Consider the following 16,990-nt stretch of genomic DNA (forward strand, 5'->3'; position numbering starts at 1 on the left):
CCTGACGGTGCGGGTGCTCAGCACGCTGCTGCGGGAGGACGCCTACGGGCTGCGCTCCGGGGCGCGCGTGGTGCGCCGCGCCGACGGCGACTGGCTGCGGTTGGCGCTGCCCGGCGCGCCGGCGCTGCTGCCCGTGGAGGCCGACGGCTTCCAGTGCGAACTGCGGGCGCGCCGCCCCGTCCTGGAGGTCGCGCGGGGCACGCTGGCCGGGTTGCGGCCCGTGCTCGACCGTCTGCGGGCGGTCGTCGAGCCTGTGGACCTGGTCGGGTTCGACGCGTTCGTCGCCGAGTGCGAGCGGGAACTGGCCACGCTGCGCTCACACGCCGCCGCGCGGCCCGGCGTGCTGCGGAAGCTGGCCGCGCGGTACGGGCCGCGCCCCGCGCGGCACTGGCGGGGCCTGGCCGGCTCGCTCGCCTACGACACGCTCGCCGCCCACCGCGACCACCCGCTCTACCCCACCGCGCGCGCCAGACCCGGCCTCACCGACGCCGGACTGCGCGCCCACGCGCCGGAGTTCCACCCCGCCTTCGAGCTGCGGTGGGTGGTCGTGCCGCGCGCGGCGCTGCGCGCGGGGCAGGGGCCGTTGCCCACCTGGTGGCCGGCGCCCAGCGCGCTGGGTCTGGCCGACGCCGACGCCGACCACCTCGCGCTGCCGGTCCACCCGCTGACCGTGGGCCCGCCACTGACCGAGGCGCTGCGCACGGTCGGCCCGCGGGGCTCGGCGCGCCTGGCGCCGCGCGCCTGGCTGTGGGTGCGCCCCACGCTGTCGACGCGTACCGTCGCCGTCGTCGACGACCCGTCCGTGCATCTCAAGCTGCCGCTGGGCACGGCGACCCTGGGGCGGCGCAACCGGCGCACCATCAAGCCCGGCACGCTGGTCGACGGGGCGGCGGGGCAGCGGCTGACGGCGGCGCTGATCGCCCGCGAGCCCCGGTTCGCCGACACCGTCCTGCTCGCCGACGAACACACCTACCTGCACGCCGGGCACGAACTCCTGGCCGCCCTGGTGCGCCGCTACCCGGCGGGCCTGGAGCGGGCGCTGGTGGTGCCGCTGGCCGCGCTGGCCGCCCGGGGCCCGGACGGCCAGCTCGTCGCCGACGGCCTCGCCGCCCGCTTCTACGCCGGCGACCTGCCGGCCTTCGTGGACGCCTACCTGCGGCTGCTCTTCGACTGGCACGTCACGCTCTTCGGCTACGGCGTGGCCCTGGAGGCCCACCAGCAGAACACCTCGCTCGTGCTGGACGAGGTGGCCGGGCGCACCCGGCTGCGGCTGCTCGTCAAGGACCACGACGGGCCCCGCGTCCACCCGGCCCGACTCGCGGCCCGTCTCGCCCCGCCCCACCCGCGCCCGCCCGGCCCGCCCCCCGGCGAACCGGCCCCGACCGGCGGCCCGGCCCCGACCCACCCGGCCCCGCGTGGCCCCGCCCGGGCCGTGGGCCTCCCCGCTCCCCGCCCCGCCACCCCCGGCCTGGACCCCGCGCGGCTCGGCTTCGATGATCCGCGCATCCTGGTCGACGGCGACGGCCCCGTCGCCGACGTCCTCACCACCATCGCGGTGCACCTGTGCGCCGCCGCGCCGGCCTTCGAACTGGACCGCCTCGGGCGCGCCCCGTCCGGCGCCCTGGTCGACCTGCTGGTCGCGCGCCTCACGGAAGCGGTCGACCGCCTCGGCGCGGCCACCCCCGCGCCCGCCGGCCCCGACCGGGCCACCCCGTCCACCGGCCCCGACCGGGCTACCCCGCCCGCCGGGCCCGCCACGCCAGCCCCCCGCGCCCCCGCCCCACCGGCCGACGCCGCCACGCCCGCCGCCCCGTCCGCCCCCCTCCCCGCGCCCGGCCACGTCCTGCGGGAGCGCCTGCTGAGGGCCGACCGGCTTCCGGTCAAGGCGATGGTCACCGCGGGCACGCTGCTCGCCAAGGAGCGTTCGGGGGCCGCCGACATCAACAAGCACTACGTCAGCGGCCCCAACTACCTGCTGCGTCCCTCACGTTGGAGTCGCTGAATGTCGTCCACCCTGCCGCCGCTCACCGCCCCGGCCATCGCCTCGGCCGACGAGGTGGTGGCCCACACCCTGCTCAACTGCCTGGTGCGCGAGATGTCGGGCCCCGAACGCCACACCGCGGTGAGCGAGGGGCATTTACAGCTGCGTATGCCGCGCAGCGGCGTCCTGTTGCGCGTCAGACTGCGCCGCACCTCGCTCATCGGCGCCCACCGCTTCACCGGCCCGGTGACCGAGCGTCGGGGCAGGGTCTGGGCCGAGCTGTCCTGGCGTGCCCTCGCCGCCCGCGTGGACCGGGAACTGCGGCTGCGTACGGGGGAGGCCAACGACGAGTTCATCGAACAGGTCGGGCTCAGCCACGCCGGCGTCACGGCCGCCCTGCACCACTCGGCCACGGACGAGCGCCCCCGCCCCACCTCGCCCGGCGCGCCGCTCCCCACGCCCTCGCCCGCCGTCCAGCAGCCGGCCGCCCCGGCCATCGGCGCCAGCGGCCCCCTGCCCGCCACCACCCCGGAACCCGCCGCCGCGTTCGTGCCCGCGCCCGCGACGGCGCCCCACCCGCCGGCCCGGCCCGGACGAGCCGCCCCGCCGCTCCCGTACGCCCCGGCCCCCGGCCGCGACCCGCACGTCACCTACCTGGCCTCCGAACAGTCCCTGTTCTTCGGGCACCGCTTCCACCCCACGCCCAAGGCCCGCACCGGCAGCGCCGACGGCTGGCGCCGGTACGCGCCCGAGACCGGCGCCCGGTTCCCGCTGCACCACCTGGCCGTGCGCGCCGACCGGGTACGCCAGGAGTCGGTATCCGACGGCGCGCTGGCCGCCCTGGACCGCCAACGACCGGTGCCCGACGGCTACCTGCCGCTGCCGGCCCACCCCTGGCAGTACGCCATGCTGCGCGACCACCCGGCGCTCCGGGCCGCCATCGCCCGAGGCGACGTACGTGACCTGGGCCCCGGCGGGCCGTGGTTCACGCCCACCGCCTCGGTGCGCACCCTCTACGACGGGCGGGTCTTCCTGAAGTTCAGCCTCAACGTGCGGATCACCAACTGCCTGCGCAAGAACGCCGAGTACGAACTGGCCGGCGCGGTGGCCCTCACCCACCTGCTGGAACCGGTGGCCCGCGACCTCAGCGCCCGCTTCCCCGGCTGTGAGGTGCTGCGCGAGCCCGCCTACCGCACGCTCGCGCTGCGCACCGGCGACGCGGACGCCGACCGCGAACTGGCCGAGGGGTTCGGCGTCATCGTCCGCGAGGGCCTGGCCGACCGGCTGGCGCCCGGCGTGACCGGCCTGCTGGCCGCCGCGATCGCCGACGAGTACCCCACCGGTGGCGCCCAGATCGGCCACCTGCTCGCCGCGCACCCCTCGGGCGCCGGCCCCGGGACGGCACTGGCCTGGTGGGAGGCGTACCTGCGGCTGCTGGTGCCGCCCGTGCTCGCCGCGTACTTCGACCACGGGGTGGTCCTCGAACCCCACCTCCAGAACGTGGTCGTCGGCGTGGACGGCGGCAACTGGCCGCGCCAGGTGCTCTTCCGCGACCTGGAGGGCACCAAGCTGCTGGCCGAGCGGCACGCGCCCACCCTCGCCGCGCTCCCCGCCGACGTGGCCGGGCCCATGACGTACGACGCCCGCCGGGGCTGGGACCGGGTGGTCTACTGCCTGCTGGTCAACCACGTCGCGGAGCTGCTGGCCGCACTCGCCGACCTGCACCCCGAGCTCGAACCCGCGCTGTGGTCGACCGTGCGCCAGGTGCTCCTGGAGCGGTCGGCCGCACACGGCGAGCCGCCGCCGCTGCGCGCCCTGGCCGGCGGGGCGCCGCTGCCCGCCAAGGCGAACCTGCTCACGCGGTGGGGCCGCAAGGCGGACCGGGAGGCCGGGTACGTTCGCATCGGTTCACCGCTCGGCTCCGCGCTGCTGTCCGAGGCCGCCCGCGAGGCCGCCGCCACCCTCCCCTGGAGTCCCGCATGACCTTCCCGCACCGACCGCGTCCCGCGACCCACCGCCCCCGCCCGAAGGCGCCGGCGGCCCCGCTCCTAGGCCCCTCCGACATCGGCCACGAACTGGTCAGCCCGCGCGCGCTGACCCACGTGCGGGGCCTGCCGCCGGACGACCTGCCCGCCTACGTGTACGACCTCGACGGCCTCGACGCGCACGCCGAGACCGTACGCGCCGCCCTGCCGCCCGCCGTGGAGCTGTACTACGCGGCCAAGGCCAACCCCGCGGCCGAGATCCTGCGGGCGGTGGCCACCCACGTCACCGGTTACGAGGTGGCCTCCGGCGGCGAACTGGCGCACGTGGGGTCCGCCGTGCCCGGCGCGCCACTGGCCTTCGGGGGGCCGGGCAAGACGGAGGCCGAGCTGCGGCGCGCCCTCGACCTGGGCGTACAGCGTTTCCACGTGGAGAGCGAGCACGAACTGCGCATGCTGATCGGCCTGGTGGCGGCCCGCCCCGACGCGGACGCCCGCCCCGTCGGTGTGCTGCTGCGCGTCAACCTCCCGGCCGAGTCGGGCAACGGCCAGCACACGGCGGGTCAGGGCGGCCCGCCGCGCGAGAGCGACGGTGAGCACGTGCCGACACAGCGGGTGGCCCCCGAGGCGGGGGCCGGGCCCCGGCCCGCGCTGGCCATGGGCGGCCTGCCCAGCCCCTTCGGTCTCGACCCGGACCAGATCCGGCGCCTGCTGCCGGCGTTCGCCGAGGAGGGCGCGGCCACCCGGGCCGGGCTGCGGCTGCGCGGCATCCACGCCCACCTGGCCAGCGGGCTCGACGCGCGGGCCCAGCTCGTCACGGCCGGCCGGATCGTGCGCTGGGCCCGCGCCCTGGCCACCGAGGCGGGCCCCTGGTTCGCCGCCCAGCTCACCGAGGTCAACGTGGGCGGTGGCATGGCCGTCGACTACGTCCGCCCCGGCGAGCGCTTCGACTGGGTCGCCTACGGCGCCGGGCTCGGCGAACTGGCCGCGCGGTACCCGGAGTTCACGCTGCGCGTCGAGCCGGGCCGGGCGCTGGCCGCCTACTGCGGCTGGTACGTGACCGAGGTGTTGGACGTCAAGCACAGCCAGGGGGAGGCGTTCGCGGTGCTCCGGGGCGGCACACACCATCTGCGCACCCCCGCCACCAAGGGCCACGACCAGCCGTTCGCCGTGCTGCCGGTGGACGGCTGGCCCCGCTCCTGGCCGCGCCCGACGGCCAGCGGCGAGCCGGTCACCCTCACCGGCCAGTTGTGTACGCCCAAGGACGTGCTGGCCACCCGGGTGGCCACGGAGCGGTTGCGCGCGGGCGACCGGGTGGTGTTCGCGCTCGCCGGCGCGTACGCGTGGAACATCTCGCACCACGACTTCCTGATGCATCCCCGACCGGTCTTCCACTACCTGGGCAGCACCCCCTACTGACCGGGCACTGACCGCCCTCCGCCGGGCCGTCCACCCGGCGCGACCGGACCACCGGCGAAAACGGCTGGTCCGGGGGCCGGCGATGGGGCAGGGTCGAGCCGCGGGCCGTCGCGCGGCGTACCCGAGCGCGGGCCTCGCGGCCCCGCCGTCGGGCGTCGCACGGCCCGGACGCCGCCCCGTGGTGGCGTGGACGGTCGGTCACCAGAGAGGGCGCACATGGCACACACCCTGATCCCGGGTGACGGCGTGACGGTCAGGCTGGTCAAGGAACCGCGTCCGGAGGTGCGTTACCCGGCCGAGGTGGTGGGCGACGACGGCGGGCACGTGGTCGTGCGTGCCCCGTGGGCCGGCGCGGACGTCCGGGACTTCGGGTTCGTCCGCTTCGAGCGCGGCGACGTGTTCACCGAGCACTACTGGCGCGACCGCTGGTTCGCCGTCAAGGAGGTCCGCGACGCGCACGGGCGGCTCAAGGGCTGGTACTGCGACGTGACCCGGCCGGCCCGGGTCGAGGGCGACACGCTCGTGGTGGTGGACCTGGACCTGGACCTGTGGCGCTCGGCCGACGGCCGCGCGGTGCTCCGGCTGGACGAGGACGAGTTCGCCGACAGCGGGCTGGCCGAGCGCGACCCGCACGCGGCGGCCCGGGCCCGGGCGGCCCTGGACGAGTTGGAGGAGCTGGCCCGCGCCGACGGCTTCGCCGCGCTGCTGGCCGTCTGAGGGCCCCGGGCGCGCCGGGCGGCCCCCGATGCCCCGGCGCGCCCCGCGCGGCGCCCACCGGGCGGCGGCGGGCCCGGACGCGCCGCGCGGTGGCCCGTGCGGTAGCTCGTGCGGGGCGCGACGCGGCCCGTGCGGATAGCGGGGTGGCGGCCGGGCGGTTCGCGCCGCCCGCCGCCGGCGCGCCGTTCAGGACACCCAGCGATACCGCCGCTCGGGCCGCCCGGTCCCCCCGTACCGCAGGGTGACGTCGGCCCGCCCCGTGTCGGCGAAGTACTCCAGGTAGCGGCGCGCGCTCACCCGCGACAGGGCGCCGGCCGCCGCGCACTCGGTGGCCGAGAGCCCCTGCGGGTGCTTCTTCAACACCCGCTCCACCAGCTCCGCCGTGTGCTGCGCGAGGCCCTTCGGCAGCTCCCGCGAACCGGGCGGGCGGGTTCCGAAGATCTGGTCCACGTCCTCCTGACTGGCCTCGTCCAGCCCCGCCAGCCGGTTGCGCAGCGCGCCGATGTGACGCAACTGCTCCTGGAGCGCGCTCTGGTGGAACGGTTTGATCAGGTAGTAGAGGGCCCCGGAGCGCAGGGCGGTACGGATGGTGTGGGCGTCCCGCGCGGCCGTGATGAACAACGCGTCCACCTGGTGCCCCGGGTCGCGCGCCCGCAACTCGCGCAGCACGCTCAGCCCGTCCATGTCGGGCAGGTAGACATCGAGCAGGACCAGATCGGGCCGCAGTAACTCCGCGGCGTGCAGCGCCTCCGCGCCGCTGTGGGCCACTCCGGCCACGGAGAATCCCTCCGTGGCCGCGACGCAGCGGCTGTGTAGTCGGGCGACCATGAAATCGTCGTCCACGACCAGGACTCTGGTCATCGACGTCCCCCCTTGCTTGTGCGGCCCGCCCCGCGGCGGACGGTGGCTGTGCGACTCCCCCACGGCGGACGTGAACTCAACGACCACAACGTCTTTTAATACCGGAAGCGAGACAATGAGGTAACCCGAGGGCAGCATGTGGGCCACGTCACGGCCTCCCCGACCGTGCGGGGCGGTCGGTGTTCCCCCCGGCACCGACCGCCCCGTTGACGTCGGCGTGCGCCGTGTCGCCCGTCCCGACCCGGCTCCATCCCCCAGTGCGCCGCTCCCCGCGGACGCTTCACAAGCCACATCCCCCATGGCCGAGCCCCGCTCCCCCCTCTCGGGGCACGGCAGTTCCGCCCTGGCGCGTTCTCATCCCCCCTCCGCGCGCCAGGGCGGATTCATTGGTGCGCGGCCTCGCCGCACGGCGAGGCCGCCGCACCGCCCCCGCACCGCTCGACGAGCCGGCGAGCCCCCGCCGTCGCACGCTGGTGACCGCCCTGTTCCCGTCGCCCGTCAGGCGAGTTGACCACCACGCGTACCGATCGGTACAGTCTCCCGCGTACCGATCGGTACGTCAGGGGTCGACTGGGCCAACCGGCGTACCGGCGACGCGTGTTCGCGCGGCGCGACGACCGGGCTGGACGATGTGGGAAGGGGCGGGTGGATGAGGGGCGACGGGAGCGGGCGCTCGCCGGCCGGCGAGCGGGTGTGGCGCGCCGCGTGTGAGCTCTTCGCCCGGGACGGCATCCGCTCGGTCGGCGTCGCGGAGATCGCGGCGACCTCCGGGGTGGGCAAGCCCAGCCTCTACCGGAACTTCGGCTCCAAGGACGATCTCGCCGTCGCCTACGTGCGGGCCCAGGCGGTCGCCGGGCTCGCGTCGTTCGAGGTGGCCCGAGAGGCGTGTCCGGACGACGACCTGGCCCAGTTGCGCCACGTCATCGCCCGGGTCGCGGGGGAGATGGGCACCCCCGGCTACCGGGGGTGCGTGGTGGCCAACACCGCGATCGAGTTCCCCGACCGGGACCATCCGGTGCGCCAGGCCGTCGACGAACTCAAGGCCACGTATCTGCGCCGGCTGACCGAACTGGTCGCGCGGCTGCCGGTACGCGACCCGGACGGCCTCGCCTACACGCTGCAGATCCTGATGGAGGGGGCCAGCGCCGCCGCCCAGTTCTACTCCGTCGAGCGGTCGCGTACCACCCTGGTCGAGGCCGCCGACCGTGTCATCGCCTCCCATCTGAACCCATAACCGCTCCGACGGCCCGACCTCCACCGACGCGCGCCACGCGCGCGGCCCGCCCGACCCCCGCACCCGGCCTGCCCTGACCGACCCGACCCGGCCCGCGCGCCCGTCGCCGGCCCCGGTTCGAGACCCACCCCGGGCCCGCACCTCCCCCACGCCGTGCCCGCGCTCCCACGTGCCCCGACCGCGTCGCCGGCCACACCCCAGGAGCTCGGCCGCCCCCCTCGCCGTGCCGGGCGGGTGAGCGTCGGCCGGGTCCCCGCGCCCCCTGCGACCCCCGCGACCTGCCCTCCGTGGCCCGCCCGTCGCGCGCCACGGCACCGCACGCGCCGACGCGCGTCGTCCGCACGGCCTCCCCTCCGCGTTCGTCCCTCAGTAAGGAGCTCTCTCATGACCCTCACCGATCTCCGACCGGAGCACGCCGAACGGCTCATCCGTGCCCGCCGTGCCGTACGCGCCTACCGGCCCGACCCGGTGCCGGAGGCGACGATGCGGGACATCTTCGCGCTGGCCGGCGCCGCCCCCTCCAGCTCCAACACCCAGCCCTGGCGGGCCGAGGTGGTCAGCGGGGCGGCGCGGGACCGGCTCAGCCGTGACCTGTTGGCCGCCGCCGACGCCGGCCGGATGTCGCTGGACTTCGCCTACCGCGACGACCTGTACTCCGGCGTCCACCAGGCGCGGCGCGGCGCGGCCGGCGCGGTGATGTACGGGGCGATGGGCGTGGCCCGCGACGACGTGGCCGGGCGCGCGGCGGTCAACCGCGAGAGCCTGCGGTTCTACGGCGCCCCGCACGTCGCCCTGGTGTTCATGCCGCCGGGCGCCGAGGCCCGGATGGCCAACGACGCCGGCATGTACGCCCAGACGCTGCTGCTGGCGATGACCGCGCACGGCGTGGCCAGTTGCCCGCAGGGCCTGCTCGGCTTCTACTCGGACACCGTCCGGGCCTCGCTCGGTATCGACGAGGGCGCGCTGATGTACGGCATCTCCTTCGGCTACGCCGACCACACGTCACCGTGGAGCGACATCCCGGTGCCACGCGCCGAGTTGAGCGAGACCACCCGCTTCCACCGGTAGCCCGCCGCCCGTCCCCGCGCCCCGTCTCGCCGCCCGTCCCGGCCCCGTGTCTCACGCGCGGCGTCAGCGCCGGGGCGCGCCGTGGGCCGCCTGGGCGGCCTACGACACGATGGACCGGTGGCCGCCCCCTCGACGCCTGGCCGCCGCCCGCCCGAGGCGGGTGCCCCCTCGTCGCGCCAGGACGCGGCCGGGGCCCCGACACCACGCGCGCCTCGTACGGTCGCGCCCTCGCCCCGCGTGGCGGGAGCCCGCGCGTTCCCGGCCGCGCCGGACCGCGCCCGGTCGCGGGACGACGCCAGCCCCCGCCCCCGGCACCCGCCCAGGCCCACGACACCCCACCCCACGACACCCCAGCCTCCGCCGGCTAGGCGGAACGCGCGCGACCACACCAGGAGTCTCACCCGCGATGAGTCAACCGAGCGACGCCCTACGGATCGGCCTGGTCGGAGTCGGGGCCATCGCGGACACGCACCGCGCGGTGCTCGCCGCCGAGCCGCGCGCCGTGCTGGAGTTCACGGTGGACCCGCACCGCCGGGAGCCGGTCGACTTCCGGGGCGCCGCCCCCGCGCACCACGCCGCCCTGGCCCCGGCGCTCGCGGCGCACCAGCCCGACCTGATCGTCCTCGCCACGCCCACCGTCACCCACGTCGACCTCCTGGTCGAGGCCCTGACCCGGTCCACGGCCCGGGTGTTGGTCGAGAAACCGCTGGTGCACGACCTGCCCTCGCTCGGCCGCCTGCGCGACCTGGCGACGCGCGCGGGCGTGGACGTGGCGGGCCGCGTGTTCACCGCGCACCACTTCGCCTTCGCACCCGAGGTCCGCTGGGCCGCGCGGCAGCTCGCCGCCCACCCGGAGTGGGGGCCCGTCACCGAGATCACCTCGGCGTTCCACGACCCCTACGGCTCGCGCGGCGAGCACGCCGTCGCCTCGTACGGCTCCAGTTGGCTGGACTCGGGGGCCAACCAGCTCAGCATGCTCACCCGCTTCGTGCACCTGACGGCACTGACCTCCGCGCGGCTCCTGGACGGGGGCGCGAGCGCCTGGTGCACGGTGGCCTACCGCTCCCGGGGCACGCGCGGCACGGCCCGGCTGCGGACGAGCTGGCTGGCCGGCTCCAGCAGCAAGGAGACGGTGCTCACCCTCGGCCGCGCGGGGGTGCAGGTGTGGATCGACCACACCGCCATGACCGGCTTCGTCGCCCGGGGTGACGCGCTCCTGGCCGCGCACGGCGACGACGGCCGCACCCCGCGCAAGGTCGCCCACTACCAGCCGCTGTACGCGAGCCTGTTCTCCGGGCGCCCCGACGCGGTCCTTGGCTTCGCGACCGCCGCCGCCGTCACGGAGCTGCACCACGCGAGGCCCGGGGCGGGACCGGAGGCCGGGCCCGGGGCGGGGTCGGCCGCCGGCTGACGCGGTGGGGTCAGGCGGCCGGAGCCGGCAGGCGGCGCAGCCGCAGCGTGTTGTCCAGCCGGCTGGCCGGGCGCCCGTCGGGCCCGGTGAGGTGGCGCTCGTACGTCGTCGACGTGACCACCCGCCAGTGCGCCCTGGGCAGCGCGAGGTCGGCCAGGACGTCGTCCGGGGTGGGGAAGGTGACGCTCGGGTCGGGGTCGGTCTCCCAGGAGGGCCAGCCGGCGTGCCCGACGACCAGCAGGGTGCCGCCCGGCGCCACGGCCTCGGCGGCGGTGCGCAGGACCCGGCCCCGGGGCAGTTCGACGGGGGAGTGCAGGAAGTGGGCGCAGACCAGGTCGAAGGCTCCCTCGGGGAAGGAGTGGGCCAGGTCGTGGCGCTGCCAGTCGATCCGGTCGCCGACGCCGGCCGTGGCCGCGTCCGTGGCGGCGCGGCGCAGCGCGGTGGCCGAGACGTCGGTGGCGGTCACCCGCCAGCCGCGCCGGGCCAGCCAGATCGCGTCGGCGCCCTCCCCGCAGCCCAGGTCCAGGGCGCGGCCCGGGGCCAGCTCGCTGGTCTCGCGCGGCAGGGCGGCGTTGGGCTCGCCGCTGAACAGGCGCTCGCTCGCACGGTAGCGACCTTCCCAGAACACCTCGGCCGTCACCGGTGGAGTGGGTTCGGTCTCGGTCATGGCGTACTGCCCTTCGTCGCGGGGGTGGGGCGCGGGAGCGGGGCCGTGGCGGGCCCGTCCGCGTACCGGCGGGGCCGGCTGCCGTGCTGTGTCGGTCACCCTGCGCCCCGCCGCCACGGGTTGACAAAGTTCTTTGCCGAGGTGGCAAATGGTGGACATGGCTGACGAGGATCTGGCGCACGTACTGACCGGCGTGGGGCCGCGACTGCGCGCGCTGCGCACCGCGCGTGGGCTGACGTTGGCCCAGCTCGGTGAGGCGACGGGGATCTCGCTGAGCACCCTGTCCCGGTTGGAGTCCGGCCAGCGCGAGCCCACCCTCAAGCTGCTGCTCCCGCTGGCCAGGACGCACGGCGTGCCGCTGGACGAACTGGTCGGCGCGCCCGCCACCGGCGACCCGCGCGTCCACCCGCGCCCCTTCACCCGGCACGGGCAGACCTGGATTCCCCTCACCCGCTTCCTGGGCGGGCTGCACGCGTACAAGCAGATCCTGCCGGTGCGCCCGCCCGACGAGCGCGGCCGGCCCGCGCAGGGCAGCCACGAGGGGTACGAGTGGCTCTACGTGCTCTCCGGCCGGCTGCTGCTGGCCCTCGGCGACCACGACCTGGTCCTGACGGCGGGGGAGGCGGCGGAGTTCGACACCCGCACTCCGCACGGCGTGGCCAACGCGGGCGACCACCCCGTGGAGTGGCTGGCGCTCTACGGCGCGCAGGGCGAGCGGATGCACGTACGGGCCCGCCCCGCCGGCCCCTGAGGGCGTCCCCCGTCGACGGCGGGCCAGGCCCGTGGGCGTACCGCCGCGAGGGGCCCGGCGCCACCTCGCGCGAGACGGCCGGGTCGGCCGGGGCGCGGGCGGGCGGGGGTCGGGGTTCAGACCAGCGAGGTGAAGACCCGGCGTTCCCCCTGGACCGCCTGGTAGCCGAAGCGCCGGTTGATGGCCAGCATGGGCTGGTTGTCGGAGTCGTTGCCGGTGAAGGCCGCGGTGAAGCCGGCGGCGCGGGCGCGGTGCAGGGAGGCGGTCTTGACCAGGGTGGCCAGCCCGCGCCCCCGGTGGCCGCGCCGGGTGCCGGTCATCTGCGACTGGTAGCGGTCGCGGCGGTCGGTGTGGACGACCGTGTACGCCGCGATGGTGCCGTCCACCAGGGCCACCACGGACAGGTCGCGGTCCAGACCCGGGTGGTCCCAGTACATGGCCCGCCACCGCGCGAAGTCCAGGTCCGTGCCGCTGAGGTCGCCCGGCTCGTCGGCGGTGGCCTCCACGTCCGCCGTGTGGAACTCCGCCACGCGGTCCGTGAGTTCGCCGACGGTGCGCAGCTCCACGTCGGCCGGTAGCGCGGTCGCGTCCGGCAGGGGCGGCAGTTCGACGGTGGCCAGGTCCAGCCGTTGGAAGACGGAGCCGCGGCCGATCGTGTAGCCACGGCGCTCGGCGAAGCCGAGGCACCGCGGGTCGTCCAGCGACCAGACGTACAACGAGGTCGCGCCCTCGGCCCGCAGATAGCGCTCGGCCTCGGCCAGCATCGCCGACCCCACGCCCCGGCCGCGCGCGTCCGGGTGTACCGAGGGGTTGCTGAACGACCGGCCGGACCGGCCGCTGGCCTGGGCCAGACCGGTGTGGGAGGTGGCGACGACGCGACCGTCCAGCTCGCCGACGAGCAGCCGGTACCGCTGCTCGGCGGGCGCGTGCGCGACCTGCCAGGCCACCGATTCGGGCGTGTTCACCATGAAGGGGATGGCGGTGCGACGCACCTCGGCCACCACCGACGCGTCCTCGGGCCGAAAATCACGAACGATCACAGTCATGGGGCCGCACGGTACGTGGCCGATCCACCGATCGCCCGGCATTTTCCGCCCCGCCCCGGGCGCCCGGCCGTCCGGGGCCGCGCGCGGCGACGGGCCGGCCGGGTGCGTCCTCGCCCAGGTCGGCGCCGGCACGCGGGTGCGGCGCCGGGCACTGGCCGGTTTCGGTGCTCCATACACCAATGTGTATGGCGGGTGCACCTATCCGGGCGTACGGTGACGCCGCGACCTCCACCATCGCCCGCCGGCACCGGGGCGGGGCGGGGCGGGGTCGCGACAGACGGGGGCAGCGCCGTGCCCGGAGCGGTCCGGAGCGCGGCCGACCGAAGGAGGTACCGCGCCCGTGTGCGGAATCACCGGATGGCTCTCCTACGACCGTGACCTGCGCCCCGAGCGGGCCACCCTCGACGCCATGACCCACACCATGGCCTGCCGTGGCCCCGACGCCGGCGGCACCTGGCTCGACACCCACGTCGCGCTCGGCCACCGCCGGCTCGCCGTCATCGACCTGCCCGGCGGCGCCCAGCCCATGACCGTTACCGCCCACGGCGCCACCCGCCTGGTCACCACCTACAGCGGCGAGGTCTACAACTACCGCGAACTGCGCGCCGAGTTACGCGCCCTGGGCCACGCGTTCGCCACCCACAGCGACACCGAGGTCGTCCTCCACGCCTACCTGGAGTGGGGCGCCGCCTTCACCGAGCGGCTGAACGGCATGTACGCCCTCGCCCTGTGGGACCCGCGCACCCAGGAACTCCTCCTGGTCCGCGACCGGATGGGCGTCAAGCCGCTCTACTACCACCCGACGGCCGACGGCGTGCTCTTCGGCTCCGAACCCAAGGCGATCCTCGCCCACCCCGAGGTCCGCGCGGCCGTGGACGCCGAGGGCCTGGCCGAACTCGTCTCCTTCACCAAGACCCCGGGCCACGCCGTCTACCGGGGCCTGCGCGAGGTGCGCCCCGGGCACCTCGTGCGGGTCCGCCGCACGGGACTCACCACCCACCGCTACTGGTCCCTGGAGGCCGACGAACACACCGACGACCTGGCCACCACCGTCGACCGGGTGCGCGAACTCCTCGACGACATCGTCGCCCGCCAACTCCTGGCCGACGTACCGCTGTGCACCCTGCTCTCCGGTGGGCTCGACTCCTCGGCCCTCACGGCCCTGGCCGCCCGTGGCCTGAAGGCCGCCGGCGACGGCCCCGTGCGCTCCTTCGCGGTCGACTTCGCCGGGCACACCGAACGCTTCCAGGCGGGCGACCTGCGTCCGACGCCGGACGGCCCCTACGCCCACGCGCTGGCCGCGCACGTCAACGCCGACCACCGCGACATCGTGCTCGACTCGGCCGCCCTGATGGACCCCCACGCCCGCGCCGCCGTGCTGCGCGCCAGGGACCTGCCCGGCGCCTTCGGCGACGCCGACACCTCGCTGTACCTGCTGTTCAAAGCCGTACGCGAGCAGTCCACGGTGGCCCTGTCCGGCGAGTCGGCCGACGAGGTCTTCGGGGGCTACCGCTGGTTCCACGACCCGCGCACCGTGCACGCCGACACCTTCCCCTGGATGGTCGACGACCTCGCCTCCCACTTCTCCGGCAGCACCGCCGCCCCCCGCACCGCCCTCCTCGAACGCGGCCTCCTCGACAAGCTCGACCTGCCCGGATACCAACGCGCCCGCTACCACGAGGCACTGGCCGAAGTGCCCTACCGAGGCGGTGACGACGCGACCGAGCGGCGCATGCGCGCCATCAGCTACCTGCACCTGACCCGCTTCGTGCAACTCCTGCTCGACCGCAAGGACCGCGCCAGCATGGCCGTCGGCCTGGAGGTGCGCGTGCCGTTCTGCGACCACCGCCTGGTCTCCTACGTCTTCAACACCCCCTGGTCGATGAAGACCTTCGACGGCCGGGAGAAGTCCCTGCTGCGCGCCGCCACCCGGGACGTCCTGCCACGCGTGGTCAGCGAGCGCGTCAAGAGCCCCTACCCGGCGACCCAGGACCCCCGCTACGCCGCCGCGCTGCGCGAGGAGTTACGGCGCCTGGCCGCCGACCGCGACGCGCCCGTACGCCCCCTCCTGGACGAGGCGACCGTGCGCGCGGCCCTGGCCGACCCCCACGGCGACCGCCTGCGGGCCGGCACCGAGCTCGTGCTCGGCCTCGACGCGTGGCTGCGGCGTTACGGCGTCGCGCTGGAACTGTGACCCCGACGCGGTAGCCGGTGCGCGTGCGCGCGCCGGGCCCTGGCGACAATGGGGCGCCCGCCCCACTCCCGTCAGGAGCACACCTCGTGACCTTGTTCATCATCGTCGAGCCCACCAGCGGCACCGCGCCCTTCGAGCAGGTCCGCGCGCAGGTGGCCGACCAGGCCCGAAGCGGCGCCCTGCCGGTGGGCTACAAGCTGCCGACCGTACGCGGCCTCGCCTACGAACTGGGCCTGGCGGCGAACACGGTGGCCAAGGCGTACCGCGCGCTGGAGGCGGACGGCGTGATCGAGACCCGGGGCCGGCACGGCTCGTTCATCGCCGCCGCCGGGGACGCCGCCGCCCGCGAACTGGCCACCGCCGCCGAGGCGTACGCCCGCCGCGCCCACCACCTGGGCATGGACCAGGCGACGGCGCGCGTAGCGGTGACCGACGCGCTGCGGGCCGCCTACTGCGACGACTGAGCGCGCGCCGCCCCCGCTACGGGCCAGCGCCCTACAGGTACAGGCCGGCGTCGGAACCGGAGGCGGGGGCCGGCACCGAGGCCGGGGCGTTGCCCCGGCGCAGCGCGAACAGCTCCGCCAGCGTCGAACCGTCCCGGCCCACCCCCTCCTCGGTGCCGAGCCACCCCACCGCCTCCGGTCGGGTCAGCGGGCCCACCTCGATCCGGGCCAGGCAGCGCCCAGGGCGGACCACGGCCGGGTGCAGCCGCTCCAGGTCCTCGTTGGTCGTCACGCCCACCAGCACGTTGCGGCCCTGGCCGAGCAGCCCGTCGGTCAGGTTCAACAGGCGGGACAGCGCCTGCCCCGCGGTGTGCCGGGCCTCGCCACGGATCAGCTCGTCGCAGTCCTCAAGCAGCAGCAGCCGCCAACGGCCCCCGGCCGCGCCGTCGTCCTCGCCGATCGCGATGTCCATGAGATAGCCGACGTCGTTGAACAGCCGCTCCGGGTCGAGCACGCAGTCCACCTGGCACCAGTCCCGCCACGCGCGGGCCAGCGTGCGCAGCGCCGAGGTCTTGCCGGTGCCCGGCGGGCCGTGCAGGAGCAGCAGCCGGCCGGCGATGTCCTTCGGGGTGACCTTCATCAACTGGTCCATAGCCGAGGCGACCGGGGCCGTGTAGTTGGCGCGGATCTCCGGCCAGGTGCCCGCCGAGATCTGCCGGGTCGTGCGGTAGGGACCGCGTCGTGGCGAGACGTACCAAAAGCCCATGGCGACGTTCTCCGGCTGCGGCTCGGGCTCGTCCTCGGCGTCCTCCACCGACTGCCGCAGCACCTTCTCGGCCAGTTCCTCGGCCACCGCCGTCACGGTCACGTCCGCGCCCCGGTTCCAGCGCGAGACCAGCATCGTCCAGCCCTCGCCCTCCGCGAGGGTCGCGCTGCGGTCGTCGTCGCGGGCCGAACGCAGCACCCGGGCGCCCGGGGGCAGCAGGGTCAGACCGGACTTGACCCGGTCCACGGAGTGGCTGCGCGCGAAGGGTTGCTCGCCGGTCGCGAACCGGCCCAGGAACAGCGCGTCCACCACGTCCGATGGCGAGTCACTGTCGTCGACGTTCAGCCGGATCGGTAGCGCCCGCTCGGTCGGTGTCATGCCGGCCGCCCGGGTCTCCGACCCGGATCCGGGCCCGCCGGCGGTGGGCGAGCCCGCCGCCAACCGGTCGGC

General features: G+C 76.0%; 14 protein-coding genes. 10 read left to right on the forward strand and 4 right to left on the reverse strand.

All coding sequences use genetic code 11. The annotated features are described in order from the left end of the window. The first annotated feature begins 7 nt into the window (after positions 1-7). The 4 genes from ACFVFR_RS26325 (at position 8) to ACFVFR_RS26340 (ending at position 6,099) form a co-directional block, all read left to right on the forward strand. A complete protein-coding gene (locus ACFVFR_RS26325; protein WP_383705997.1) occupies positions 8-2,002 on the forward strand; it encodes an IucA/IucC family protein in 1,995 nt (664 codons plus the stop codon). Next, complete coding sequence (locus tag ACFVFR_RS26330; RefSeq protein WP_383705999.1) at positions 2,003-3,964, forward strand: IucA/IucC family protein; 1,962 nt, start codon at positions 2,003-2,005, stop codon at positions 3,962-3,964. Next, the gene (locus ACFVFR_RS26335) at positions 3,961-5,382 is read left to right on the forward strand and encodes a type III PLP-dependent enzyme (RefSeq protein WP_383706001.1); all 1,422 of its coding nucleotides are present in this window, start codon (positions 3,961-3,963) and stop codon (positions 5,380-5,382) included. Before ACFVFR_RS26330 ends, ACFVFR_RS26335 begins: the two co-directional genes overlap by 4 nt. A 216-nt stretch (positions 5,383-5,598) precedes the next feature. Continuing rightward, positions 5,599-6,099: a DUF402 domain-containing protein gene (locus tag ACFVFR_RS26340; protein WP_383706003.1), complete on the forward strand. Its 501-nt coding sequence runs from the start codon at positions 5,599-5,601 to the stop codon at positions 6,097-6,099. 186 nt (positions 6,100-6,285) lie between these two features. Here the strand turns inward: ACFVFR_RS26340 and ACFVFR_RS26345 are convergent, their stop codons facing one another. Further along, on the reverse strand, positions 6,286-6,960 hold the full coding sequence (locus ACFVFR_RS26345) for a response regulator (RefSeq protein ID WP_383706005.1): 675 nt from the start codon (positions 6,958-6,960) through the stop codon (positions 6,286-6,288). A gap of 649 nt (positions 6,961-7,609) precedes the next feature. On the opposite strand from ACFVFR_RS26345, the gene ACFVFR_RS26350 reads away from it, so the two are divergent. From ACFVFR_RS26350 to ACFVFR_RS26360, 3 genes are all read left to right on the forward strand, one after another. Next, positions 7,610-8,194, forward strand: a complete 585-nt coding sequence (locus tag ACFVFR_RS26350) for a TetR/AcrR family transcriptional regulator (RefSeq protein WP_383706007.1) — start codon at positions 7,610-7,612, stop codon at positions 8,192-8,194. Between the two features lie 384 nt (positions 8,195-8,578). After that, positions 8,579-9,262: a nitroreductase gene (locus ACFVFR_RS26355; RefSeq protein ID WP_383706009.1), complete on the forward strand. Its 684-nt coding sequence runs from the start codon at positions 8,579-8,581 to the stop codon at positions 9,260-9,262. A gap of 406 nt (positions 9,263-9,668) precedes the next feature. Beyond that, positions 9,669-10,673 (forward strand): Gfo/Idh/MocA family oxidoreductase, encoded by a 1,005-nt coding sequence (locus ACFVFR_RS26360; protein ID WP_383706011.1) that lies wholly within the window; start codon positions 9,669-9,671, stop codon positions 10,671-10,673. Positions 10,674-10,683: 10 nt separating this feature from the next. Here the strand turns inward: ACFVFR_RS26360 and ACFVFR_RS26365 are convergent, their stop codons facing one another. Further along, positions 10,684-11,340, reverse strand: coding sequence for a class I SAM-dependent methyltransferase (locus tag ACFVFR_RS26365; RefSeq protein WP_383706013.1), 657 nt, complete (start codon positions 11,338-11,340; stop codon positions 10,684-10,686). 157 nt (positions 11,341-11,497) lie between these two features. On the opposite strand from ACFVFR_RS26365, the gene ACFVFR_RS26370 reads away from it, so the two are divergent. After that, the gene (locus ACFVFR_RS26370) at positions 11,498-12,091 is read left to right on the forward strand and encodes a helix-turn-helix domain-containing protein (protein WP_383706015.1); all 594 of its coding nucleotides are present in this window, start codon (positions 11,498-11,500) and stop codon (positions 12,089-12,091) included. Positions 12,092-12,207: 116 nt separating this feature from the next. Here the strand turns inward: ACFVFR_RS26370 and ACFVFR_RS26375 are convergent, their stop codons facing one another. Beyond that, positions 12,208-13,137 (reverse strand): GNAT family N-acetyltransferase, encoded by a 930-nt coding sequence (locus ACFVFR_RS26375; protein WP_383706017.1) that lies wholly within the window; start codon positions 13,135-13,137, stop codon positions 12,208-12,210. A 340-nt stretch (positions 13,138-13,477) separates the two neighbouring features. On the opposite strand from ACFVFR_RS26375, the gene asnB reads away from it, so the two are divergent. Both asnB and ACFVFR_RS26385 read left to right on the forward strand, forming a co-directional pair. Then, positions 13,478-15,331 carry an asparagine synthase (glutamine-hydrolyzing) gene (gene asnB / locus ACFVFR_RS26380; protein WP_383706019.1) on the forward strand — a complete coding sequence of 618 codons (1,854 nt, stop codon included), beginning with the start codon at positions 13,478-13,480 and terminating at the stop codon, positions 15,329-15,331. Between the two features lie 86 nt (positions 15,332-15,417). Further along, entirely contained in the window at positions 15,418-15,795 is a 378-nt protein-coding gene (locus ACFVFR_RS26385) for a GntR family transcriptional regulator (protein WP_383706021.1), read from the forward strand. 31 nt (positions 15,796-15,826) lie between these two features. Here the strand turns inward: ACFVFR_RS26385 and ACFVFR_RS26390 are convergent, their stop codons facing one another. Next, the gene (locus ACFVFR_RS26390) at positions 15,827-16,918 is read right to left on the reverse strand and encodes a DUF5925 domain-containing protein (protein WP_383706047.1); all 1,092 of its coding nucleotides are present in this window, start codon (positions 16,916-16,918) and stop codon (positions 15,827-15,829) included. Between the last annotated feature and the right edge of the window lie 72 nt (positions 16,919-16,990).

The sequence above is a fragment of the Streptomyces sp. NPDC057702 genome (assembly GCF_042799315.1).
In the GTDB taxonomy this organism is placed as follows: Bacteria; Actinomycetota; Actinomycetes; order Streptomycetales; family Streptomycetaceae; genus Streptomyces.

Excerpts from the sequence above, each read along its gene's own strand:
- ACFVFR_RS26330 (WP_383705999.1), top strand. The coding sequence starts at position 2,003 with ATGTCGTCCACCCTGCCGCCGCTCACCGCCCCGGCCATCGCCTCGGCC.
- ACFVFR_RS26335 (WP_383706001.1), top strand. The coding sequence starts at position 3,961 with ATGACCTTCCCGCACCGACCGCGTCCCGCGACCCACCGCCCCCGCCCG.
- ACFVFR_RS26340 (WP_383706003.1), top strand. The coding sequence starts at position 5,599 with ATGGCACACACCCTGATCCCGGGTGACGGCGTGACGGTCAGGCTGGTC.
- ACFVFR_RS26345 (WP_383706005.1), bottom strand. The coding sequence starts at position 6,960 with ATGACCAGAGTCCTGGTCGTGGACGACGATTTCATGGTCGCCCGACTA.
- ACFVFR_RS26350 (WP_383706007.1), top strand. The coding sequence starts at position 7,610 with ATGAGGGGCGACGGGAGCGGGCGCTCGCCGGCCGGCGAGCGGGTGTGG.
- ACFVFR_RS26355 (WP_383706009.1), top strand. The coding sequence starts at position 8,579 with ATGACCCTCACCGATCTCCGACCGGAGCACGCCGAACGGCTCATCCGT.
- ACFVFR_RS26360 (WP_383706011.1), top strand. The coding sequence starts at position 9,669 with ATGAGTCAACCGAGCGACGCCCTACGGATCGGCCTGGTCGGAGTCGGG.
- ACFVFR_RS26365 (WP_383706013.1), bottom strand. The coding sequence starts at position 11,340 with ATGACCGAGACCGAACCCACTCCACCGGTGACGGCCGAGGTGTTCTGG.
- ACFVFR_RS26370 (WP_383706015.1), top strand. The coding sequence starts at position 11,498 with ATGGCTGACGAGGATCTGGCGCACGTACTGACCGGCGTGGGGCCGCGA.
- ACFVFR_RS26375 (WP_383706017.1), bottom strand. The coding sequence starts at position 13,137 with ATGACTGTGATCGTTCGTGATTTTCGGCCCGAGGACGCGTCGGTGGTG.
- ACFVFR_RS26390 (WP_383706047.1), bottom strand. The coding sequence starts at position 16,918 with ATGACACCGACCGAGCGGGCGCTACCGATCCGGCTGAACGTCGACGAC.